Raw genomic sequence first — 22,308 nt, 5'->3', positions numbered from 1 at the left:
GGTCAGGGCCGGTGTACGCCACCCTAGTGACGTAAGTGTAGCGACAGATCTAGCGCGCTTATTGGCATGGGGCGGCACACGTAGTATCCCTGAACATACTCAACACCCATATCTTTCACTATTTTGAGGGCCGCTTTGTTCTCGACGCCCTCGACGATCACTTTTTTACCGAGGCTGTGGCTCATTTCGACCATGGATTTAACGAGAACCTGATCTTGCTCCCGCTCGTGGATAAAACGAATAAAAGACTGGTCGATTTTAATATAATCAACGGGCAGATCGCGAACGTACTCAAAAGAGGTGAAGCCTATGCCAAAATCGTCAAAGGCGATTTTGGCGCCGATGTCTTTAAAGTGGTTTAGTAAATCGTGGGTAACATGTAAGTTTGAAATGGCATCGGTTTCGACAATTTCAAAAATAAGTCGGTGTGGATTAGCGCCCGTTAAATGAATCAGTTCTTCGATACGCTCTTTGAAATCAGCTTGCTCTAAGGTCGGCGCGGTAATGTTAATACTTAAGCCGGTAGTGATTCCGGACTCCTCCCAAAGATATTGCTGGCGCATTGCTTTTTCAATTACCGAATAATCGAGCTTGGGAAGCAGCCCTGATTCAGAGGCAATGCCAAGGAATTTTGCCGGCGCGATAAATTGACCTTCGTTGTCGAGTAAGCGGACTAAGCATTCACAGTGACTAATCGTGTTGGTGTTTAGGTCCAAAATCGGTTGGTAAAATAGCACTAAACGATTGTCATTTAATGCGGATAGCAATTGTTCCTTCATCTGGTATTTTTTGTGCCGAGAGGAGCGACTGCTGTCGTCGTCCTCGCCATCGGCATAGAATAAATGACCGCGGAATTTGTTTTTGACTCTCAACATTGTTGATGTCGTGTTTGAAATGAGTTCGTCGATCCCACTCAGATTTTCATTAAACGAATCAATAACGCCAGATAAGCTTATTTGCTCTTCGTCGTCACCATACTTAAATGTGTAACTCATAAGATGGTCTAGGCACAGGTCTCTGGCGCTAAGTTGAGTGTCTAGTTCATGGTGAATCAATGCACAAAACTCACCTGAACCGGTTCTTGATAGCAGGGTGTCCTGCGGCAGCGACTGGTGGAGATGAGCTGCAAGATCGTTGAGTAGTTTGTCGCCCGCCTCAAAGCCATGACGGTCATTAAAAATGGCGAAGTCGTCGATATCGATCATCAGAAGTTCGATTAACATCACTTTTTGATATCGACTGATGTAGTTATTCGCATCCTCGGTAAAACTGTTGCGATTTAGCAAGCCGGTTACTCGGTCATGCTGCCCCAGCCAGCGCAAACTTTCGCTTGCTTCACGACGTTCGGTGATATCTATGCCAAGAGACAATATGCTGAGTTCACCGCTTATAAACAGGCTGCTGTGAGTCCATAGAAAATCAAGTTTCCTGCCGTCGCTGGTAAAAAATGACGTCTCACCTTGGGTTTTTTTGCCCTCAGAATTCAAAATAGGGTGCAATGACTTGGTGAGACTCGTTGATTGACGATCGTTCTTTACCCAACTATTGATATTGGCATCGGGTGGTGTTTGTTCACTTAAGCCGCAGAGTTGGCGCCCCAATTTGTTGATATTGCGAATTTGGCCCTCGGCGTCGTGGATAATAATGGCGAGGGGGGAGCTGTCTAGTAAGGTTTCATTGAATACCTTAGCCTCGGTCAGGGCGTCAATTTTTGAAGCGAGTTCGTTCCTGTGGTCGTTTACTATCTGATCCATGCTATCTAGCGAGGTAATCACTTTCTCAAAAGTGGTCGCAAGGATATCGATCTCGTCGCCCCAGCGAGAGTTCGACTCAAGTTTGTTAAGTGATTGTCGGGCGTCGTCAAATCGACCTTGAGGTAGTAGTGGCAGTATTTTGGCCAGCCCTAGTAGCCGGTTTAGGGACGGCCTTAGAATTACCGCGATGAGTAGCATGATTAAGGCAAGGGTTATTAGAGAGCTTAAAAATATTTCTTTTACTGTTTTAAGTTCATGTCCGTGAACCTGAGCATTATCTTTTATTATGGCGACATAAAATTGCCCCGAAGCACTTGGCGGGAGAGGAAAAAAGCGTGCGCTGTGTTTTTCCTTGTGGCCGATATAATTGCGGCGCACCAGATCTCCGCGATCAATATTTTTAGCGAATTTTTGCAAAAGTTCACTGGTATTGGAAGAGCGATTGGCTAGCATCGTTAGCTGGTTTCGTAGGCTGCCGTGACTATTCTCAATCCCGACTATGGCCAATTCTGAGCCAGTAATATCCCAAAAATCGTCTATCAAAATTTTCACGGGGCGATTTATATTAATAATAAAGTTTATACCATTGTGATCTGCGCTGGGGACGAACACCTGTTGATAACACTGAGAATTGCAATCTAAGGTGGCGAATGGGTGTTTGTTGTTCGCTATAGCTTTAAGCGCACGCTGAATTTGGGTATGGCTTAGTTCTAACATGGATGAAGCTTGGCGAGAGCTTGAAATGAGCTGTCCATCAATCGTGAGGTAGTTAATTGAATCAATGCCAGACAGTGATAGCGCATGCGCTTCGTGGGAAGTGGTTTGGCCGTCTAGGCCTGAGTTTTCAAGGTTTCGTATATCTGGAATAATTTGGCTGTATGCCACGCGGAACAGCTCGTCATTGGCGTGACGCTGCAATGATAAGAGGGTGTTCTCAAGTTGCAATAAATCGTCGTTGATAGCTTCGTGGTGGTCGGCACTGGTTTGTACATATGTGTAGTAGCCGCGTGCACCCATGACTAAGGCAATTGCCAAAAATAGGACGCTACTTAATTTCCGCTGCAGACCAAGGTATTTACCGCTACCTTTGCCATTTTTTTGGCTTCGGCTCGATGTTGGCTTTGATGTATTGTTTTTCAGAATAAGAACCCACCTACTGCTGCTGTCATTTGAGATCTATCCTATTTTGCTATATCTACCAGCAGTTAGTTTTGCCACTAGGCTAGCCTGAGCGTTTGACATCTGAATCGCCAGTCCCCCCATATACAACTGTTATTCTGAATGTTGTCTATGCTTAGTTTGCATTAATGGTAAGACATAGCTGAACAGGGTAAACGTAAACTTCCAGCGAAGTATAGTCCTGTTGTCGAGCACCTGCCGCCTTATTTTTGTGAGCTATCTATTCGCTAGCTTACTTTAGGTAGAGCTCGGTAAATTGTCGAATCCGTTTGGCATTTTCGCCAAGATCACCTTTGCCCACTCGGGAGGATGAACGAAGATCTATGATCGATCCGCTAGGCGTTTGCGCTATACGAATTACAATATCATCAGTAAAGCCGAACCAAAAACTTCTGACGCTAGCTTCTATATGTCCATGTTCTTGGTAGTTGATGTCCCAGCCTAGTTCTTTGGCAATGGTGATCGCCTTTCCTTGTGCCTCATCAATTGACAGTACGCTAGGGATTGTTTGCACGTCCGGATAAGCTTGCTTTTGAAGCGATGAGTTGCTCGTCTGATAGTTCAGGCTATTATCACTTGGCAGACGGTTTTGCTTGGCTGCTATGAATTGCGGCGGGTTTTCAGTATCTGTCGTAATATCGTGGATGAGTGGTGCGCCGGCGCCGCGAAATAGGCTGAGGCTAAAAAAAATGATGGCTGGCAGCGCGATGATGGCAGCTTGGCTGAGTTGGCGTCGGCCGATTGGATCTGACGTGCGTCGAGTAAAGAGCGCGGAGGCACAAATACTGATAAAACCTAGCAAGGCGGCAAGGCTAAACATCAGTAAACCAATTTGAAAGGTATACCAATGGAATCGAACGCCAGCTGCGCCTAGAGCTAATAGTAATAATGAGGTTATCGCGATTTTATTGGTCAGTGAGGGGATATTCATAGTGGCTCCAAGTCGATGTCTGACTAATCTTACCAAAGGGTAATTACTCTGCGCTTTTTTTTTGATCAAATGCGTGATTTACTTGCGGTTAGAATCCTGTAACTTTTGTTGCGATAATGAATACAGGTGCTTGCTATGACAAACACGTCACGCAAATTTAGAAACCAATAACAATGTTGAGGTAAGGTATGGGCCGCGTTGAAGGTAAGGTATGTATTATTACGGGCGCCGCTAGCGGTATGGGTAAGGCCGATGCGGTGATGCTGGCTGAGCAGGGCGCATTTGTTGTGCTTACCGATTTGAATGAAAAAGACGGTCAGGCGGTGGCGGCGCAGATTGGTGAGCGCGCGATTTTTATTAAGCACAATGTGACCAGCGAATCTGATTGGCAGCATGTGGTTAGTACCGCCGTTGAGCGTTTCGGTCGTTTAGATGTGCTGGTCAATAATGCTGGCATGATGGCGCTGGGGAATGTGGTTGAGTGTAGCCTGGAAGATTATAGACGGGTTAATGCAGTCAATAGTGAAGGGGTATTTTTGGGTTGTAAGACCGCAATTCCCGCGATGGAAGCCGCGGGAAACGGCGGTTCCATTATAAATATGTCGTCGGTAGCCGCGATGCACGGTATGTCTTTTGTTGCAGCATACAGCGCGAGTAAGGGCGCGGTTATGGCGTTGACCAAGTCGGTAGCGCTATATTGCCGGGAGAAGCGCAACGGCATCCGCTGTAATTCTATTCACCCGGATGGTGTGAAAACGCCAATGGTGTTTAAAGTGGCTACCGGTCAAGAAACGGCGAGCAGGGAAGAAATTGAATCTTTGTCTACCGAAGCAAATCCGATGTGTGAACCTGAAGATATTGCGTCATTAGTGCTTTACTTGGCATCAGATGAGTCGCGCTTTATAAACGCTGCGGAAATGCTGATTGATAATGCATCTACGGCGACGCCGCCAATCGGTATCTAACCGAAATAGGTACAGCACGGAGTGGTAATGCGGAAGCTTATTTATTTGCTGTGGTTTGAAACTGCAGAAGAACGATTTGCAGATGCCCTACACAGGGAATTGGTTCCCCGTTTAAGGGAAACCAAGGGAGTGTGCAGGATTCAGCTTAATATCGTCGATAGTGATGTCGAAGCAGCTGCGGAGTTGCGCATGGAAAATTCCGCTGCAGCCTTTGATGCCATGTGCAGTGTCTACTTGGACGACACGGTTAGTGGCGCGACTATTGATAAACAGGTGCAGGCATTTTGCGCACAGTTTAGTCGCTACCATGTCAATGAAATTGAACGTCTGCCAAATACCCAGCACCAAACAGAAGCGGGACAGCGAACGCCAGGGTTTAGTCAAATAGCGTTGCTGCGTTGCCCGCGACGGTTGGAATATCAAGCGTGGCTGGATTATTGGCAAAATACACATACCACAGTGGCTTTAGAAACCCAGTCAACCTTTCGCTATGTGCAGAATATTGTCAGTGACGTCGCAGGAAAAGATGTCGGGTGTTATCACGCGATAGTCGAGGAGTGTTTTCCCGCATTGGCGATGACGAATCCAGAGGTGTTTTACAACGCTGAGGGAAACAGTCAAAAGCAACAAGACAATATGAAGCGGATGATAGATAGCTGTGTTAATTTTATCGATTTTGATGAAATTGATGTGGTGCCAACGAGCGAGTACGTCTACTGAAAGTTTGTTAAACTTGGCTTGGAATGCATTTCGATTTCCTATCGATAATTACAGGCCGGTGTTATGGCATTAATGTTAGAACCCTCGTGGAGGGTCGAGATTGGCGAACAGCTTAGTCAGCCGTATTTTCAAGACTTGCTTCAATATATAGAAAGCCGTAAAGCTTCATCCGCAGCGGTTTATCCTCCCTTAGAGCAATGGTTTTCTGCCCTGGATTACACACCTTTTAATGACGTAAAAGTAGTGATACTAGGGCAGGACCCCTATCACGGTTTTGGCCAAGCGCATGGCCTTAGTTTTTCGGTGCCACCAGAGGTAAAAATTCCTCCGTCTTTGCGAAATATTTATAAAGAGTTGCATGCTGACTTGGGCATTGATATCCCTAAGCATGGTTGCTTGCAGCCGTGGGCCGAGCGCGGAGTATTGCTGCTCAATAGCGTGTTGACAGTAGAGGATGGCGCTGCCGGCTCACATCAAGGGCGGGGTTGGGAGAAATTTTCCGACGTGATAATTCAGCGATTAAATGCCGGTCGAGAAGGTGTGGTGTTTTTACTCTGGGGAAGCCATGCGCAAAAGAAGGGTGCGTCAATCGATCGACAGCGCCATTTGGTTTTAGAGGCGCCTCACCCATCACCTCTGTCAGCGCATCGCGGTTTTTTGGGTTGTGGTCATTTCTCTAAAGCAAATGCATATCTGCAAGCGCGTGGCCAATCGCCGCTAGATTGGCGGCTTTAGGCCAGCGCGCGGCGGACCCTAGGGCTTGTAAGGCGAGTCTTTTGGCAGGTCGTCCATAATCGATTCTAAGGTGTCCGCTAAGAATTGACTTGCGGCGATCTCCATCGCCCTGCCTAGTTCTGCATCTACCACTTTTTCGGCTAGCGGTCGCAGCTTCCAAATGAGTTCCGCAATTTTGGGTAGCTCTTCTGGCGGCGGTAATTTCTGTTCCGCGTAAGGCTCTAATACATGTCGCGAAACCAGTTTCACGAATTCATTGGCGACCCGTTGAACGTTGCCACGCATCATTCGCAATATATCGAGTAGCTCATCTAACGGAATGCCGGTCGCACATAATTCTTCAGACACCTTCAGAGTATTCATACTTGAGACCCTCAATTGAGTGCCTGAAATACTGAACAAACCTAAATCATGAGCCGTTTTTACCGCCGATGGGGTTAGTTTTGTCCCGAACATTTTAACCAGTTCGGTCATGGCAATTGTTGTCGGCGCCTCGTTTGTCCACGGCGAGTTCAGTGCTGATTCAATACCTAAGACTTCGCTAAGACCAACACCTTCTTCCAGCGCAGAAATTAACTCTTTGATGCTCGAAAGGGTGTAGCCGCGGTCAAGTAAGTTGGCAATCAGGCGCAGTCGGGACAGATGGACGTTGTTATAGATCCCTTTTCGCCCCTGTAAGGCTGGGGGGGGAAGAACGCCACGATCTTGATAGGCGCGAATATTCCTAACGGTGGTGTTGGCGGCGATGGCCAGTTCTTCAACCGAGTAGTTGCGTTGGTGTTCGGTGTTCGCTGTGTCGTTGGCTAAATTCGTTTGCGGGAGTAGCTGTGCCATGTTGCTGATTGTTTCTTCTGGGAATTTCATGCTCTTCACTGCGCGTCGCGCCCTCTCTTATTAAGTGCAGCCAGTAATAGAAGACTGGTTCTACTCGGCTATTTCCACGAATACTTGTTCTGAATTCGTGGCGCGGTGCTTGATTTGCTTCCTGTGGCTGTAAATGAAAATGAATCAATGGTGTCATCGTCAACATATTTCTTGACATACAGCCTTGCTGCGATTAATGTCTCATCATCTGATGTCACATAGTGGCGTGTAGTATAACAATAAAGCAATTGTAGGTCTTGAATTATGGTTAGTCCTAAAGCATCCGTTTCGAATTTCCTCTTTCTACTTTCTTTTGCCTCATCGGGGGCAATGGCTGCAATGTTAGAGGAGGTGGTAGTTACTGCTCAACACAGAACCCAGAGTCTCCAAGATGTTCCGGTTTCTGTCAGCGCCATTGGCGGCGAGAAAATGATGGAAGCTGGTATTAATCGCATGGAAGATTTACAAGCCTACGTGCCTAACCTCACGGTGACCGAGAGTGGGATTAGTACGGACATATTTATTCGTGGTATCGGTACTGGGATGAATCAGGGGTTTGAGCAGTCGGTGGGGATGTATGTCGACGGTATTTACTATGGTCGTGCCCAATTGGCTCGGGCGCCGTTTTTGGATTTGGCGCGGGTGGAAGTATTGCGTGGGCCGCAGAATATTCTCCATGGTAAAAACAGTATTGCCGGTGCGGTAAATCTTATCACAGCAAATCCCTCAGATTATTTCGAAGCCTTGTTCTCGACTTTATATGAACCGAAGTACGACGAGAAAGTTGCCGATGTTATGCTGTCTGGTCCTGTCACGGATACTTTGGGCCTGCGCTTTTCTGCTCGTGTGCGCGAATACGGCGGCTTTGTCGAAAATTTATTTTTGGACCGTGATGAACCTCAATATGATCAGGCGACTTTTCGTTTAAAAGCAGCTTGGGAGATAGATGATAGGACAACGTTGCTAGCGAAAATTGAAACTGGCAAGTTTGATAGCTTGGGTCGCCAAGCCGAAATTGTTAACGATGAACCATCGACTTCAGATGTGTTTCTTTTTACAGGTAAGACAGAAGCCGAAATACTAAATAACACACAATTTCCTGGTGTCGTTAACGTAAATATCGACGACTCTGTGCTGAATAACTTTCAAGATTTTAAACGCACCTCAAATGGCGATTTCAGCAATAATGACACTATTAATTTAACGACAAATATTACTAGAGTCACTGATAGTGGTCATGAGTTCACGGCAATCACAGGTTATTTACATTACACGTACAGTGACCTTTGTGACTGTGATGCAACTGCTGCTGAATTGTTTAAGTTGGCTTTGGGTGAAGATTACACTCAATACAGTCAGGAATTTCGTTGGGTTTCGCCGGCAGATCAAGATGTAGAATATATCGGTGGTCTGTATATGCAGCGCAACGAACTTGATTTTCGTGACAAATTAATTCAAGACTCGGCGACAGTTGTGCAGTTACTGAATGCAGCAGACTTAACAGAAGGTGGTGCTCGAGGTGATATCGACCCACTGCAGCTTGGTGGTGGTCCTGAGGAGATAGCCGGTATTGGTGATGCCGGTAATGCTGTGGCCGATATTACAGCTCCTCGACAATTCTTGAGTACGTCGAATATTTTCTCTGCATTTTTGCAAACAACTTTCCATCTTGGCGACAGTCTTCGTTTGACCCTAGGCGGGCGCGGAACCTTAGAGCAGAAAACCGGTAGTCGCAAGTTGGAATTTGCTGATTTAGAGGGCAATGTATTGCCCATCGGTGAAGTGGATACGGTAGCGGCTATTACGTTCTCGGCTGAGCGTCACGACTTGAAGGGCAAGCGTACCGAAAAGTCCTTTTCTCCTTTGTTGAATGTTCAGTGGGATTACTCAGATGAGGGTATGGCCTACTTCACTGCCACTAAGGGTGTTAAAGCCGGTGGCTTTGATGCGCGGTCAAATATGTCACCTAGTGCCGATCCTACGCCGCGGAATCCGAATGCTGCGATCTCAAATCAGCAGGTTCTGATTGGTACCTTTGAGTATGAAGAGGAGGAGGCGACCAGTCTTGAACTAGGCCTGAAAACCGGTTTGTTGGACGGCGCAGCTGAATTTAACATCGCCGCTTTCTACACCCAGTATAACGATCTTCAGATTAGTCTTTTTGATGGCACATTAGGATTTAACGTCGGCAACGCCAAAGAAGCTATCACCATGGGCATAGAAATGGATGGGCGCTGGCAGATTACCGATTACTTCAGCTTGGGCGGCGCCCTTGCGATTTTAGATTTTGAATTCACTGACTTTGAGAATGGCCAGTGTAAGCAGGATCAGGTGCCAACATCTGATGATGGTTTGTACTGCGATTACACCGGTCAGAGCAATCAGTATGTCGCTGACTGGTCAGGTACTTTCTTAATTGGCTATGTTCGTCCAATTAGCCCAACCATGGGTATTGGTATGGGCTTAGATTTTGTATTCACAGATAATTACAACCCATCTTCTAATCTTGATGAACGTGTCGAGCAAGATGGATTTGTTAAGGTGAATGGCCGTATTGGCATAGGTCCGATCGATAAACAGTGGGAGTTGGCGCTGGTGGGGAAGAACTTAACGGATAAAGTGGTTGTGGTGTATGCCGCTGATACCCCCTTATCGAAAACCATATTTGGTGCCACCAGCCACACTGCATTCGTTGAGCCGCCACGCTCTATAGCGATGCAATTCACGTACCGGATGTAGCCTGATTTCCGCCAAAAGCTTAACAGCTTGTTGGTGGTAACTTGTGATGACGATGCTTAGGCATGCGATTGATTTGAATGCTGGAGATGCAAGATGAAAACGTTAGGGAATAAGTGCCTCGCGTTAATTGCCATGCTGTTGGTGAGTGTCTCGCTTTGTGCAGGCGAGTGGCAGCTAGAAAAAGACAAGGACGGAATCCAAGTTTATACGCGGGCTGTTGAGGGTTCTAATTATAAAGAGTTTCGTGGTGAAGCCATTATTAATGCCGAGTTGAACCAAGTGATGGCCTTGCTGGATGACACCAATGGTTTTGTTCACTGGATGTTTAATTGTAAAAATCCAAAACTTTTATACAAGGCGAGTTTATTGGATCGCTATCAGTATTTGCAGAATGATTTTCCCTGGCCGGCGGCGGATCGAGACATGATTCTACGCAATGAAATATCTCAAGATCCAGTTAGCCGAATTACTCTAGTGAAGCTGACAGGTGTGGATGTGCAGGCGCTACCAGAGTCAGCTAAAGCGGCCCTACCTAAGAAATCGGATGCTGTAAGGGTAGAGGAAGTAGAGGGCTTTTTTGAGTTGACGCCACTAAGTGATGCACAGACCAAGGTAGTGTTTCAATTGCATTTGAACCCGGTTGGCGCGCTGCCCTCAGGCCTGGTAAATGCCATGATAGTAGATAATCCATTTGAAACACTAAAGGCAATGCGCAATCGAGTTGTGTTGCCGGAATACGCAAACTTTAATCCCTTCTAAGACCCGAAGTCCCCTGATTCAAACATTCGGCGAGAGATAAAAATGGATGTTGCTGGCTCTGATGCAGCTCGGATAGATGCAAGGCGGCCAGCCCCGCAATTTTGTTACTCCGGTGACGTGCGCATAGCAGTTTATTGTCAGGGGCAGTCGAGTAAGCCCAATATAGTGTTGGTACATGGCTACCCAGATAACAACTCTGTTTGGGACCTGTTGGTAGATTACCTGGTAGATGACTTTTATATTATTAGGTACGACGTGCGGGGGGCCGGGCTTTCGTCGGCGCCTTCCAATCGCAATGGCTATTCACTCGCGTTATTGCAAGCGGATTTAGCAGCGGTTACTGCACAGTTTTGTAGTCGTCCCCAGTTTCATCTTGTCGGTCATGACTGGGGCTCTGTGCAAAGTTGGGAGTCTGTATGCTCACCGAACTCCCAGCACAAAATCTTATCGTATACCTCTATCTCCGGTCCCTGTCTGGATCATGTTGGCTATTGGTTTCGCCAGTGTTGGGGCGAGAGTGGCAGTACTAAATTAGTTATTCATCAAATTTTTCGCTCCTGGTATATCTGGTTTTTTCATTTTCCCTTGTTGGCACCCATGCTTTGGCGGGTTGCTCTGGGTCGAAATTGGCGTCGATTAATGCGCTTTGTGGAAGGTGTAAATATTGATGAGCACGCCCTAGTGACAAGCGCTCAGCGCAAGCGTGACGGGATCAATGGGATTGAGCTTTACAGGGCGAATTGCCTTCCTCGTTTTCGCGCGCCGCGGCGGCGCAGCAGTGTTGTGCCGGTACAACTTGTTATTCCAATGAATGATCGCTTTCTTGGCAAAAATTTATACGACGGAATGTCGCAGTGGGCGCCAAATCTCTGTATTCGACACATCGAGGGTGGACATTGGTTGCCGCTAAGCAGGCCTAAGGAGTTGGCGCGCCTTGTGGCGGATTTCATAGCTGACGGGGCGTTTCAGGCCGATTCAGCCGTTGCAAGAACTTAGGGTAAATATTCATTCGATTGTACTTGACATTAATTGATGTCAAGATTAATGTTACATCACCTGGTGTTACATAATAAAATGATTCATAAGGAGATGCTTTATGAAAACGATAGTTCAACCGGTACGCCGTAATCTTGAGTTTCATTTGCCAAAAGACCGCATTGGCGATTGGCACGCCGGCGGTGCGCACATTACTCACTTCTTTAATGCCTTGTCGATTTTCTTTCCAGATGGTGAGCGCTTTTTCATTGATAGCGTACGCCACTATCGCGATCGGATTCATGATCCCGAATTAAAAGAGTCTGTACGCGGGTTTATTGGCCAAGAGGCAATGCACGGCCGCGAGCATGAAGAATACAACGATGCCTTGGTCGAAAAAGGTATGCCGGCTGATCGTTACGGCCGTATTGTTGTTCGCCTTTTGAAGTTCCTTACTCGATTTTCACCTAAGTCTGCCCAGTTAGCAGGGACGATTGCCTTAGAGCACTTAACGGCGATTTTAGCCAATATGGTGCTGAGTGAGCCTCGCAGCTTGGAGGGCGCAGAGCCCCGCTATGGTGCATTGTGGAAGTGGCACGCACTTGAAGAAACCGAGCACAAAGCGGTTGCCTATGACGTATATCAGGAGGTTTTGGGTGGCGGATTGATTGGCTATTTACATCGCTGTTTCGCGTTGATTACTGCGACGAGTATTTTCTGGCTAATGGTTATTCCATTCCATATTGGCTTGGTGAGACGTGAAGGTCAGCTTTTCAACGTGATGGGTTGGATTAAGGTGATGAATTTCTTGTGGGGATCGCCAGGAATGCTGCGCAGAACGATTCCTGACTGGTTGGATTACTTTAAACCAGGATTCCATCCTTGGGATCATGACAATGCCCAGTACTTGGCGGAAGTCGACTCGCTAGTTGATGAAGTGACGGCGTATGGCGATTCAGCCGTTGGCGCTGCTGCATGAATGCGGTAAATGGAATCGTAGCTGAAAATGCTGCGATTTTGACCGAGCTGGACGCAATGCGAGATCGGTATTTGGCAACGCCATTGGCCGATATTGATAAAGCGGCACTCGCTAGGTGGCAGCCTAGCGGGAGTTTGTGGCAGCGTCTGCAACCCTTAATGAGCCTGCAGGCGGGCTTAAAGCGCCGTGTGGCCAAGGTTGACGACCACAATATATGTTATTGGGCAGGCGGAAATAGTGCGGGTCGCGTGGTTGTTTTGCTACATGGTTTTGGTTCTAGCAAAGAGAACTGGAGCTATTTGGCGGCAAGGCTGCGCAAAGACTGTTACTTATTAGTACCGGACTTGGCGGGTTTTGGTGATAGTGATTTTCACCCCGATGCGGATTACCGAATGGCGGCCCAGGCGGACCGGGTTGCGTCATGGCTGAAAGGCTTGGGGATAGAGAAAGCGCATTTCGCCGGTAGCTCGATGGGCGGCGCAATTGCGGCGCAGCTAGCGGCGAGACATCCGCAGCTTGTCGAAACGCTTTGCTTAATGAATTCGGCTGGCGTGCCCGGAAAGCATCTTAGTCAGTTGGAAAGCGGTTTAGCGGCGGGTAAGAACTACCTCGCTCCGTCGTCGCCGCGCGATACATGGCTGGTTTTTGCCATTGCCTTACACCGGCGTCAACGTTTCATTGGCATGATTTTAAGCTTTTTTCTCGCGGGAGCGATGAGTCATCGCAAGCGCGTAAATGATTTTATTTTTTCGCACTTAGTCGACTCTTTAAAAGATACATTTTTGAACTTGAACAAGATTACCGCCCCAACATTAGTGCTGTGGGGGGATTCTGATCAGGTCTTGGATGTGAGCTGTGCCGATCAGTTTTGCGACCAAATTTCTGATGCAAAGGCGATGATCTTACCCGCCGTTGGGCACTTACCCATGATAGAAGAGCCGGCCTTAACAGCCAGAGTGCTAAGTGATTTCTGGTGTGCTGGAACGAGAGTGATATAGACAATGACGGAACATAAAAATAATACCAAGCGTAACGACAGTATTGATGAAGTCGCTATTATTGGCGCTGGCTTCGGCGGATTGGGTGTCGCTATTCGTATGCAGCAACAGGGTCTGAATGACTTTGCTATTTACGAACGGGCAGGGGATGTCGGTGGTGTGTGGCGAGATAATGTCTACCCTGGCGCGGCCTGTGATGTGCCTTCGCACTTGTATTCTTTTTCGTTTGAACCTAAGCCTGACTGGGGCAGAACTTTCGGCCCGCAACAGGAGATATACAGGTATCTGCGACATTGTGCCGATAAATATAAGTTACGCGAAAAAATAAAATTTAATACTTCCTTAAGTGATATGACTTTTTGCGAAGCCAGCGGAACATGGAAATTAACATTTGCCGATGGCAATAAGCGCCGAGCACGCTCCGTCGTGATGGCAATTGGCGCCTTAAATGTTCCGCAGTATCCCGAAATTAAAGGGGTCGATAGCTTCGGCGGCAAAGTGATGCACACCGCGGAGTGGGATCGGGAATACAGTTTAGATGGCAAGCGGGTCGCTGTGATTGGTACCGGCGCCAGTGCAATTCAGGTTATACCGTCCATTCAAAGCGTGGTTAGTGATCTACATGTATTTCAGCGCACGCCGCCGTGGGTCATGCCAAAGTCCGACAAGCCCGTTACGCCAGCTCGGCAGCGCTTGTATAGACGCTGGCCAATCGTTCAGCGCATGGTGCGCAATCTTCAGTATCTGTTTATGGAAAGCTTGGTGCCGGCGTTTATGTGGGACAGTTTTCTCACTCGCTTTGGCGAGGCGATGGGGCGTCGTTACTTAGGAAAAGTGATAAGCGATCCGGTCTTGCGAGAAAAATTGTCTCCTAATTATGCCATGGGCTGTAAGCGCGTTTTATTGTCGGATGACTATTATCCTGCACTGGCAAAGCGCAACGTCAATGTCTGCGTTGAGGGCATCGATAAAATTGATGAAACGGCGATATGCACTAGTGATGGAAAACGTCACGAAGTGGATGCCATTGTATTTGCAACTGGATTTAAAGTGCCAGTCTCGGGTGCGCCGGTCCCCATTCGAGGGGTTGGTGGGAGACTGCTTGAAAAGGATTGGGCAATTGGTAGCGAAGCGTATAAAGGCGTCGCCGTATCGGGCTATCCGAATATGCTTTATGTGATGGGCCCGAACACTGGACCGGGAAATACCTCAGTTATTTTCTATATAGAATCGCAGATCAATTACATTTTGAAATACTTGAAGACGCTGAGAAGAAATCAGAATACGTATTTAGATCTTAAACCAATGGTGCAGCGGGAGTTTAATGCTGATATCCAGGAGCGATTTAAAGGTACCACTTGGACTTCTGGCTGTAATAGTTGGTATCTAACCAAAGACGGCAAAAACACCACCTTGTGGCCCAGTTTTTCTTGGCAGTACCGCTTAACGACGCGTCATTTTTCGGTGTCAGAGTATGAATGTATAACTGCCTCAAGTGAAGTTGCAGCGCCAGATCGAAATGCAGTGACGACGGCTTAAATTTAGAGGTGTGTGGTGAAAAATTTTAACAATAAAGTCATCGCCGTAACGGGCGCGGGATCTGGAATTGGTCGAGCTCTAGTGATTGGTTTGCGAGCCGCAGGTGCTCGTGTTGCCGCTTCCGATATTGTCGAGGGGAATTTACAGGCACTTCGAGAGTATGGTGGCGAGTCTGAGCTACTGCTATCAAAATTAGATGTTAGCGATAATGCCGCTGTGAAGGCTTGGGCAAAGGCTGTGAAAAGCCATTTTGGAGTGGTTGACGGTATTATCAATAATGCCGGTGTGGCGTTAAGCTGCCACGCAGCGGAGCAGCCGCGCGAGCAAATGGAGTGGTTGTTTGGCGTGAATTACTGGGGCGTTATTAATGGCGTAGAGGCGTTTTTGCCTGAATTGCTTGATCGTCCCGAAGCATGTGTGGTGAATATATCGTCTTTGTTCGGTTTGCTTTCGGTTCCCTCACAATCTTCCTATAATGCCGCGAAATTTGCGGTGAGAGGTTATTCAGAATCCCTGCGCCAAGACATGCGTGACACTGCGGTGAAGGTCGTGACAGTGCATCCGGGGGGCATAAAAACCAATATCGCAAATAATGGCCGACATCTTAACTCGATTACCGGCAATGCAGCTGATGTGGCTAAAACAGCCGAAATTTTTAATAGTATTGCGGCGACGACGCCAGAGAAAGCAGCGGCGGTCATCATGCGTGGTATGCGCAAATCTAAGGTGCGAGTATTAATTGGCAGCGATGCGCGATTGCTAGATATTATTCAGCGTTTGTTCCCCGCGAGCTATGATCGTTTACTAGTGCCATTAATGAATGTGGGAACACGTTTGGTATTGAAGCGAATCTAAGGGTGTGGGAGTTCATTATTGGCGCAGAATTTTTTGCGCCAATAATGTTAGTCAGCAGTGGGTACGCTGTACGGCAACGCTAGTATTTCTAACGCGGTAGCTTCCCCAGCAAAATGAACTTGGTTTGTAGCAGCCGCTTCGTCGGTGAGTACAGCTAATAACTCTACGTCACTTCCCCGTGTTACCACCGAGACCAAATTGCCAATACTCTGTGGTTCGTCGCCACTGAACAAATCAGTACCGGGTTTGTAGTTCGCTGCATTGGCAGAGGGGCTTAGGCGCCCTCTATATAGGCGCCGCTTGAGTTTGGCGCGATATTGCATTCGAGCGACGATTTCTTGCCCTGTGTAGCATCCCTTATTAAAGCTAACGCCACCTATGAGTTGGTGGTTCAACATTTGTGGAATGAACATATCTTGCGTGTCGGCACAAATCTCGCCGATACCTGCGGCAATGTTAAGTGCTTCCCACTCGCAGGAGTCGATCGCACAGGCATTTTCGCTAAGTGTTGTCCATATTACATTCGCTGATGCTGCTGGGGTCCAGCATTCAAATTGCTCGCCGTCTGAGTCCAGCTGAACGAGTGTGGTATCGCCGTCGGTGGCTTGTCTCATCATTGCCGTTGGTGCGAAGCCAAAATATTGTTGTAGCTGTTCGCGAGCGCACTTACCGCTAATTCCGATGGCAATATATTCGTTTGTCGCGTTGCGAATTTTTGCTTTTGAAAACACGATATATTTTGCCAGTGTCGCGCAGCCAGTGTCCGCAGTGTCACTGCGTAGTCTAAGCAGTGCAGCTTCGCTGTTGCGCATCCCAGCTATGAAACTAATGACCATTCGGCCCTTGATATTGCAATAGCTGCCGAGGGAGGCGTTTTCAATATCAATTTTTCGCCAGTCACAGGTGGTTTGGCCCTGCAGAAATTTACTGCTATCTGGCCCCTCTACGGCAAGGAAGCCATATTGACTAAGCGCGGTAATATGGCAGTCGTTTTCGGCCTTGCTTGGTTTGGATGTAACTCGCCAGTATCCCTTGCTTGAGATGCTGCTTGCTGGATACTGTGCTGCTAAAAATTCCCAAAATGTATTCATAGTGTCTCAAGGCTAAACGGTTGGTATTTCGAGGCTCGTTCCGCAGGATACAGATTGTTGCGGTGTGATTGCAGTCGATTGCCGCTATAATACGCGTTTTTGTAGCCGCTATGTGCAGGCTACCGTTACGAAGTGGAAAATAATGGTTTCGGAAAACGAGTTCAAGCGAATTTGCTGGGCCTGCCGTCGTGGCATGCTGGAGTTAGACTTGGTGATGGTGCCCTATGTTGAGCATCGTTTTCGGGTGCTAGATGACGAAAATCAACAGCGCTTTATTCGTTTATTGGAGTGCGAAGACACGGAATTGTTTCAGTGGTTTTTAGGTAGGCATCTACCTGAAGATCGAGATCTGGCGATAATTGTTGATGACATCAATACGTTCTCCAAAACCCCTCGATCTTAAGTTTAGGTCGTCACGATACTTGTGTGGATATTTTATCGGTCTACATGGGCTTGTAGCGATTAGTGCATGGCTCGCTTTACCGTGGCTCATAGCCTCAATAGGTACGCTTCTTCTGCTCCTAAGTCTGGCGTTTTACGTTTTTCGCGATACCTGTTTTTTCGGTGATCAGGCTGTCAGTCGAATTGCCTTTTCTGAAAATCGGTGGCGGATTTATCGCGGCGATGTTCGCAGCGGTGATATCGTCGTTCAACCAGTGGATTGCGTCGATGCAACTGTGCTGCCGTTCGCCGTACTATTAAGATTTCGCGCGCAGGGTTATCGGCGGTCCCGCTCTATAGTGGTAATGCCTGACCAGCTAAGGTCAGGGCAATACCGGAAATTGCGTCAAGTCGCGAATTTTGCTCGTCTTTCTTAGAGCGAGCTATTATAAGCCCCTGGTTTGTAGTTAATGGGCGTCAATATAGTGTCTTCTGCACTGTCTAGTTGGGCGGGATAGTCGAGAGTATAGTGCAAACCGCGGCTCTCAGTGCGCTGCATCGCCGAGCGGATAATAAGTTCGGCCACCATGGCAAGGTTTCGCAGTTCAAGTAAATCGTTGCTGACTTTATAATTGGAATAATACTCGTCTATTTCCTGCTGAAGCAGGGCGGCTCTGTTTAATGCGCGTTGCAGACGTTTGTTTGTGCGCACAATCCCGACGTAGTCCCACATAAAACGGCGTAACTCATCCCAGTTATGGGAAATGACGACGTCTTCATCAGAATCAGTTACCTGTGATTCATCCCAGGGTAGTGCGATATTTGGCGCCGGTAAGTTCGCGAGCTGTTCTCTTATATGAGTCGCGGCCGAGGTGCCATAGACAAAGCATTCTAATAGAGAGTTACTAGCGAGGCGGTTGGCGCCATGCAAGCCTGTGAAAGAGGTCTCGCCAATCGCATACAGGCTAGGAATATCGGTTTTGCCGTGCTGGTCCACTATTACGCCGCCGCAGGTATAGTGCGCTGCAGGAACCACAGGTATTGGTTCACGGGTGATATCGATTCCTAATTCAAGGCAGCGCGCCTTAATAGTGGGGAAGTGCTCAAGTAAAAACTCAGGCGACTTGTGACTGATGTCGAGATAAACGCAATCGCTACCTAGACGTTTCATCTCGTGGTCGATGGCCCTGGCAACGACGTCGCGGGGGGCTAGTTCGCCGCGTTCATCGTAGCGGAACATAAAACGCTCGCCGTTTGCTGAGATAAGTCTGCCACCTTCGCCCCGAATAGCTTCAGTAATAAGAAAGGACTTTGCTTTGGGGTGATACAAGCATGTGGGATGAAATTGGTTAAACTCCATATTTGCTACGCGGCACCCGGCCCGCCAAGCCATCGCAATGCCATCACCGCTAGCGCCGTCTGGGTTGCTTGTGTACAAATAGACTTTGTTCGCTCCTCCGGTTGCTAACACTATGGCTTTTGCGTGGAACAATTCAACGTGGCCGCTGTCTCTGTTCAGCACATAGGCGCCGTGGCAGCGATCTTGTGCGATAATTAGGTCTACTGCGACGTGACGGGTAAATATTTCAATGTTGGCATTTTCACGCGCGCGGTTAGTGAGGGTTTCAGACACTTCGCGGCCGGTGGCATCTGCTGCGTGAATGATGCGGCGTTGACTATGGCCACCTTCGCGAGTGAGGTGGAATGTCTCGCTGCTTTGTTCGTAGCGACTGAATTGCACACCCTGTGATAGCAACCATTTTATGCTGTCGCTGCTGTTTTTGACGGTAAAGCGTACACTGTCTTCGTGGCAGAGTTGGGCGCCGGCGACTAACGTGTCTGCAACGTGAGCGTCGATTGTGTCGCCGTCGTGAAGCACAGCGGCAATACCGCCTTGGGCCCAATAGGTGGAACCGGCGTTGAGCTCACCTTTGCTTATTACCGCAATGCGCGCGGTATCGGCAAGCTGCAGTGCTAAAGTGAGACCTGCGGCGCCGCTGCCTATCACGAGAACATCATGTGAATGGTAGTGGGTCATTTTGTTATTTGCTCCTGCCGCAGTGCGGCTATAATATGCCGCTCGGGATCTAAATTGGCGCAAAGTATACTGATAGAAAGTCGCCTTACCAATATTTGCCTGCGTTGTCACCGCATAAAGCGGTTTACACGCTGAAAAGGGATACGATGACAGAACTTCTTTTAGCCTCGGCGGTCTACTCAAATGATGCTGCCGAATGGCTTGCGGTGAGGCAATATGGCCGAGCTTAAGCAAACCGATCAGCAGTTAGTTGAGCGGGTACAAAAAGGCGATAAACGCGCATTTGATATGCTCGTGCTCAAGTATCAGCACAAAATCTTCGGCTTAATTTCACGTTACGTGAAAGATAACGACGAAATTCAGGATGTGGCGCAGGAGGCGTTTATAAAAGCGTATCGTGCCCTGCCTAAGTTTCGGGGTGATAGTGCTTTTTATACGTGGCTTTACCGGATAGCGATTAATACTGCAAAGAATTATCTTGTAGCACGAAATCGTCGTCCACCCGGTGTAGATGTTGATGTTGCGGACGCGGAATATTTTGAGGGACCATCTGGTCTGAAAGATATTGAAACCCCGGAAAATCAACTGTACGGCGCGGAGTTGAAGAAAGTGGTACAGGACGCTATAAAAGCTCTACCAGAGGATTTACGATCGGCACTTAGCCTGCGTGAGTTCGATGGCCTGAGTTATGAAGATATTGCATCGGTAATGGATTGTCCGGTCGGTACGGTTCGGTCGCGTATTTTCCGCGCCCGAGAGGCAGTCGATCTGCGAGTTAAAGCCCAGATAAGTGGCGAAGAGGTGGAAGTATGAACGATACCGTCAGAGAATCCCTATCTGCATTGATGGATGGCGAAGCCAGCGAGCTTGAGCTTCGTCGTATTTTGAGTGCCGATGAACACGCAATTCGCACAGAATGGGCTGATTTGCACCGATCTCAGCAAATACTTAAGAATGAGGTTAGTCCCTATATGAATTGGGATATCTCAGCTCGAGTGATGGCAGAGATTGAGGGCGATGAGCTCATTAATAGTGTGGGAACAGGCTGGAAGCAGGCGGTTTCAGGGCTCGCTATTGCAGCTAGTGTTGCCGCAGTAGTAGTTGTTGGCTCGCTTGGTAGCAATATGTTTGGTGGCTCATCACAAATGGTTGCCGATAATAATGGTGTCAGTGGTCGTGTCTATCCTGCTCAGACATCATCTGCCACAGTGGGCGGTGTTGCGGTAAGTGCTCAGGCGCAAGCGTCACCTGCCGGTCCTTTGCTAAATAATGACGCTGAGGCGCGTAAGCGTTTCGAGGCATATTTGCGTAAACATACGGACCGTGCGGCATTTAATAACGGGCAAGGTATGGTTTCCTACGCACGCGTAGTGTCGCAGGAGTCTGAATAGCGTGATCGTTCGGCTCACTTGTGCGGCGCTAGCTGCTGTTTTAGCTAGTGCCCCCGTTTTTAGCTTAGATTCAGGTAGTGAACTACTAAATAAGATGACACACAGTCATCGTGAGCTTAATTATCGCGCCATTGTGACCTATCAATTGGGCGACCAGCTAAGTAGTTATCGAATTACCCATACCGTTCATGATGGCAAAGAGTTCGAGGCCTTGGAGTCACTAGATGGTGACCATCAAGACTTAGTTCATCACGGCCACGATATAAATTGCGTCCATCCGGGACCTCAGTTGATACGTCTAGTCAACGCCGATGAGGAGCAGGGGTTTTATCGCTATTATGATGTTGATATTGAGGGTGAAGGCCGTGTAGCGGGCCGCGATACAGTGACCTTGTCAATAAAGCCCCGCGATGTTTACAGGCTGGGCTACACCTTGTCTTTAGATAAAGAAACCGGTTTATTACTCCGTTCAGATATTGTGAACCAGCAGAGAAAGGTGCTTGAGCGCTTTCAGTACGTCATGCTCGATCTGAATATTCCTGATGACGAGTTGATTGTTGATGGTGCCATTGAAGTAGAGCATAAACATGTTGCTCTCGGAGCGGGCGCGACGACCGCACGAATTCGGGTTTGGCGACCAAATTGGATTCCTGCCGGTTTTACTCCTTTAAAAGACACTGGCGAAGAAAACGCTGCGCTGACCTATACTGATGGTCTTGCGGTGATGTCAGTGTTTGTTGAGCCCTTATTGAAAACGGAATCTGATGCCATAAGCGTAAGCGAAGGTGGAATGCGCCGCGGTGCGTCAGTTAGCTACACGGTGGCTTTCCCCGAAAATGGCATGTTTGCTACGGTAGTGGGTGAGGTGCCAATGCTCACGGCTAAGCAGGTCGCAAAATCATTGAGCTGGGAGCCGCGGTGATTACTGAAGCAGGTCGCGTTGTCGGAATTGAAGATAAGGCACTGTGGGTAGAAACCATTCGACGCAGTACCTGTGGCAGCTGCGCGGCCCAAAAGGGCTGCGGTCAGGGCTTAATGAATAAGTTCACTGATGGTCGCCGAAATCAATTGCGGGTCTTGCTAGGCTCGCTGTCTGTCGATACTTTCCATTTAAACGATGAAGTCGAAATTAGTATTCCCGAGCGTGCACTGATAGGTGGCGCTATGATGGTGTATTTACTGCCTTTGATCACCATGATTGCTGGTATGGGGCTAGTATCCAATTATGCGTCTGGCGACGTTGCAGCGGCGCTTGGTGCATTAGGAGGCTTCTTGCTTGGCATGGCTTTAGTTCGGCTTCACGCCATGTATATTCAGAATAAACCGGCATATCAAGCAACTGTGGTGGCTAAATTTACCCCCGCCGCAACTAATTCTGTTGCTATTACCGTTAGTCCCCATTCTGAGTGAGTCTA

At 48.1% G+C, this 22,308-nt stretch carries 21 protein-coding genes; 16 read left to right on the top strand and 5 right to left on the bottom strand.

Going from position 1 to position 22,308, the window contains the following annotated elements:
• Window positions 1-23: 23 nt before the first annotated feature.
• Window positions 24-2,789 (bottom strand): putative bifunctional diguanylate cyclase/phosphodiesterase, encoded by a 2,766-nt coding sequence (locus tag KXJ70_RS02330; RefSeq protein WP_219041845.1) that lies wholly within the window; start codon window positions 2,787-2,789, stop codon window positions 24-26.
• A gap of 376 nt (window positions 2,790-3,165) precedes the next feature.
• Window positions 3,166-3,864, bottom strand: a complete 699-nt coding sequence (locus tag KXJ70_RS02325) for a DUF1499 domain-containing protein (RefSeq protein WP_219041844.1) — start codon at window positions 3,862-3,864, stop codon at window positions 3,166-3,168.
• A 188-nt stretch (window positions 3,865-4,052) separates the two neighbouring features.
• Between KXJ70_RS02325 and KXJ70_RS02320 the strand changes: the two genes are divergently transcribed.
• The 3 genes from KXJ70_RS02320 to ung all read left to right on the top strand — a co-directional run bounded on the left by KXJ70_RS02320 (window position 4,053) and on the right by ung (window position 6,284).
• Window positions 4,053-4,829 carry an SDR family oxidoreductase gene (locus KXJ70_RS02320; RefSeq protein ID WP_219041843.1) on the top strand — a complete coding sequence of 259 codons (777 nt, stop codon included), beginning with the start codon at window positions 4,053-4,055 and terminating at the stop codon, window positions 4,827-4,829.
• Between the two features lie 27 nt (window positions 4,830-4,856).
• A complete protein-coding gene (locus tag KXJ70_RS02315) occupies window positions 4,857-5,549 on the top strand; it encodes an EthD domain-containing protein (RefSeq protein ID WP_219041842.1) in 693 nt (230 codons plus the stop codon).
• 63 nt (window positions 5,550-5,612) lie between these two features.
• Window positions 5,613-6,284: a uracil-DNA glycosylase gene (gene ung / locus KXJ70_RS02310; protein ID WP_219041841.1), complete on the top strand. Its 672-nt coding sequence runs from the start codon at window positions 5,613-5,615 to the stop codon at window positions 6,282-6,284.
• A gap of 18 nt (window positions 6,285-6,302) precedes the next feature.
• Here the strand turns inward: ung and KXJ70_RS02305 are convergent, their stop codons facing one another.
• Window positions 6,303-7,148, bottom strand: coding sequence for a MerR family transcriptional regulator (locus KXJ70_RS02305; RefSeq protein ID WP_219041840.1), 846 nt, complete (start codon window positions 7,146-7,148; stop codon window positions 6,303-6,305).
• Window positions 7,149-7,478: 330 nt separating this feature from the next.
• Between KXJ70_RS02305 and KXJ70_RS02300 the strand changes: the two genes are divergently transcribed.
• The 7 genes from KXJ70_RS02300 (at window position 7,479) to KXJ70_RS02270 (ending at window position 15,992) form a co-directional block, all read left to right on the top strand.
• Window positions 7,479-9,887, top strand: a complete 2,409-nt coding sequence (locus KXJ70_RS02300) for a TonB-dependent receptor (RefSeq protein WP_255558164.1) — start codon at window positions 7,479-7,481, stop codon at window positions 9,885-9,887.
• Between the two features lie 93 nt (window positions 9,888-9,980).
• Window positions 9,981-10,646 (top strand): START domain-containing protein, encoded by a 666-nt coding sequence (locus KXJ70_RS02295; protein ID WP_219041838.1) that lies wholly within the window; start codon window positions 9,981-9,983, stop codon window positions 10,644-10,646.
• A 42-nt stretch (window positions 10,647-10,688) separates the two neighbouring features.
• Window positions 10,689-11,642: an alpha/beta fold hydrolase gene (locus KXJ70_RS02290; protein ID WP_219041837.1), complete on the top strand. Its 954-nt coding sequence runs from the start codon at window positions 10,689-10,691 to the stop codon at window positions 11,640-11,642.
• 100 nt (window positions 11,643-11,742) lie between these two features.
• Entirely contained in the window at window positions 11,743-12,600 is an 858-nt protein-coding gene (locus KXJ70_RS02285) for a metal-dependent hydrolase (RefSeq protein ID WP_219041836.1), read from the top strand.
• Window positions 12,597-13,598 carry an alpha/beta fold hydrolase gene (locus KXJ70_RS02280; RefSeq protein ID WP_219041835.1) on the top strand — a complete coding sequence of 334 codons (1,002 nt, stop codon included), beginning with the start codon at window positions 12,597-12,599 and terminating at the stop codon, window positions 13,596-13,598. Before KXJ70_RS02285 ends, KXJ70_RS02280 begins: the two co-directional genes overlap by 4 nt.
• 3 nt (window positions 13,599-13,601) lie before the next feature.
• Window positions 13,602-15,137: a flavin-containing monooxygenase gene (locus tag KXJ70_RS02275; RefSeq protein WP_219041834.1), complete on the top strand. Its 1,536-nt coding sequence runs from the start codon at window positions 13,602-13,604 to the stop codon at window positions 15,135-15,137.
• A gap of 15 nt (window positions 15,138-15,152) precedes the next feature.
• Complete coding sequence (locus KXJ70_RS02270; RefSeq protein ID WP_219041833.1) at window positions 15,153-15,992, top strand: SDR family NAD(P)-dependent oxidoreductase; 840 nt, start codon at window positions 15,153-15,155, stop codon at window positions 15,990-15,992.
• Between the two features lie 47 nt (window positions 15,993-16,039).
• On the opposite strand, the gene ygfZ is transcribed toward KXJ70_RS02270, so the two are convergent.
• The gene (ygfZ, locus tag KXJ70_RS02265) at window positions 16,040-17,083 is read right to left on the bottom strand and encodes a CAF17-like 4Fe-4S cluster assembly/insertion protein YgfZ (protein WP_219041832.1); all 1,044 of its coding nucleotides are present in this window, start codon (window positions 17,081-17,083) and stop codon (window positions 16,040-16,042) included.
• Between the two features lie 142 nt (window positions 17,084-17,225).
• Between ygfZ and KXJ70_RS02260 the strand changes: the two genes are divergently transcribed.
• Window positions 17,226-17,486 (top strand): FAD assembly factor SdhE, encoded by a 261-nt coding sequence (locus tag KXJ70_RS02260; RefSeq protein WP_219041831.1) that lies wholly within the window; start codon window positions 17,226-17,228, stop codon window positions 17,484-17,486.
• Window positions 17,449-17,901, top strand: coding sequence for a protein YgfX (locus tag KXJ70_RS19500; RefSeq protein WP_369409740.1), 453 nt, complete (start codon window positions 17,449-17,451; stop codon window positions 17,899-17,901). Before KXJ70_RS02260 ends, KXJ70_RS19500 begins: the two co-directional genes overlap by 38 nt.
• On the opposite strand, the gene nadB is transcribed toward KXJ70_RS19500, so the two are convergent.
• Entirely contained in the window at window positions 17,898-19,502 is a 1,605-nt protein-coding gene (gene nadB, locus KXJ70_RS02255) for an L-aspartate oxidase (RefSeq protein WP_219041830.1), read from the bottom strand. The genes KXJ70_RS19500 and nadB overlap by 4 nt on opposite strands.
• A 216-nt stretch (window positions 19,503-19,718) precedes the next feature.
• Between nadB and rpoE the strand changes: the two genes are divergently transcribed.
• Genes rpoE through KXJ70_RS02235 form a run of 4 tightly spaced genes read left to right on the top strand, consistent with a single transcriptional unit; the run spans window position 19,719 to window position 22,303 of the window.
• Entirely contained in the window at window positions 19,719-20,315 is a 597-nt protein-coding gene (gene rpoE, locus KXJ70_RS02250) for an RNA polymerase sigma factor RpoE (protein WP_219041829.1), read from the top strand.
• Window positions 20,312-20,893, top strand: a complete 582-nt coding sequence (locus tag KXJ70_RS02245; protein ID WP_219041828.1) for a sigma-E factor negative regulatory protein — start codon at window positions 20,312-20,314, stop codon at window positions 20,891-20,893. The genes rpoE and KXJ70_RS02245 overlap by 4 nt, the downstream gene beginning before the upstream one ends.
• A gap of 1 nt (window position 20,894) precedes the next feature.
• Window positions 20,895-21,815, top strand: coding sequence for a MucB/RseB C-terminal domain-containing protein (locus KXJ70_RS02240; protein ID WP_219041827.1), 921 nt, complete (start codon window positions 20,895-20,897; stop codon window positions 21,813-21,815).
• Entirely contained in the window at window positions 21,812-22,303 is a 492-nt protein-coding gene (locus KXJ70_RS02235; RefSeq protein WP_219041826.1) for a SoxR reducing system RseC family protein, read from the top strand. The genes KXJ70_RS02240 and KXJ70_RS02235 overlap by 4 nt, the downstream gene beginning before the upstream one ends.
• Window positions 22,304-22,308: the final 5 nt, after the last annotated feature.

It is taken from the genome of Zhongshania aquimaris (assembly GCF_019312595.1).
GTDB lineage: Bacteria > Pseudomonadota > Gammaproteobacteria > Pseudomonadales > Spongiibacteraceae > Spongiibacter > Spongiibacter aquimaris.
The sequence above is the reverse complement of the archived record's forward strand: the minus strand, read 5'-3'. Positions and strand labels throughout refer to the sequence as shown.

Bases quoted from the DNA above. Each gene is read 5' to 3' on its own strand.
- KXJ70_RS02245 (WP_219041828.1), top strand. From the start codon at position 20,312: ATGAACGATACCGTCAGAGAATCCCTATCTGCATTGATGGATGGCGAA.
- KXJ70_RS02315 (WP_219041842.1), top strand. From the start codon at position 4,857: ATGCGGAAGCTTATTTATTTGCTGTGGTTTGAAACTGCAGAAGAACGA.
- KXJ70_RS02290 (WP_219041837.1), top strand. From the start codon at position 10,689: ATGGATGTTGCTGGCTCTGATGCAGCTCGGATAGATGCAAGGCGGCCA.
- KXJ70_RS02280 (WP_219041835.1), top strand. From the start codon at position 12,597: ATGAATGCGGTAAATGGAATCGTAGCTGAAAATGCTGCGATTTTGACC.
- KXJ70_RS02305 (WP_219041840.1), bottom strand. From the start codon at position 7,148: ATGAAATTCCCAGAAGAAACAATCAGCAACATGGCACAGCTACTCCCG.
- KXJ70_RS02325 (WP_219041844.1), bottom strand. From the start codon at position 3,864: ATGAATATCCCCTCACTGACCAATAAAATCGCGATAACCTCATTATTA.
- KXJ70_RS02320 (WP_219041843.1), top strand. From the start codon at position 4,053: ATGGGCCGCGTTGAAGGTAAGGTATGTATTATTACGGGCGCCGCTAGC.
- KXJ70_RS19500 (WP_369409740.1), top strand. From the start codon at position 17,449: ATGACATCAATACGTTCTCCAAAACCCCTCGATCTTAAGTTTAGGTCG.
- ygfZ (WP_219041832.1), bottom strand. From the start codon at position 17,083: ATGAATACATTTTGGGAATTTTTAGCAGCACAGTATCCAGCAAGCAGC.
- KXJ70_RS02275 (WP_219041834.1), top strand. From the start codon at position 13,602: ATGACGGAACATAAAAATAATACCAAGCGTAACGACAGTATTGATGAA.
- KXJ70_RS02300 (WP_255558164.1), top strand. From the start codon at position 7,479: ATGGCTGCAATGTTAGAGGAGGTGGTAGTTACTGCTCAACACAGAACC.
- ung (WP_219041841.1), top strand. From the start codon at position 5,613: ATGGCATTAATGTTAGAACCCTCGTGGAGGGTCGAGATTGGCGAACAG.
- KXJ70_RS02260 (WP_219041831.1), top strand. From the start codon at position 17,226: ATGGTTTCGGAAAACGAGTTCAAGCGAATTTGCTGGGCCTGCCGTCGT.
- KXJ70_RS02295 (WP_219041838.1), top strand. From the start codon at position 9,981: ATGAAAACGTTAGGGAATAAGTGCCTCGCGTTAATTGCCATGCTGTTG.
- KXJ70_RS02285 (WP_219041836.1), top strand. From the start codon at position 11,743: ATGAAAACGATAGTTCAACCGGTACGCCGTAATCTTGAGTTTCATTTG.
- nadB (WP_219041830.1), bottom strand. From the start codon at position 19,502: ATGACCCACTACCATTCACATGATGTTCTCGTGATAGGCAGCGGCGCC.
- rpoE (WP_219041829.1), top strand. From the start codon at position 19,719: ATGGCCGAGCTTAAGCAAACCGATCAGCAGTTAGTTGAGCGGGTACAA.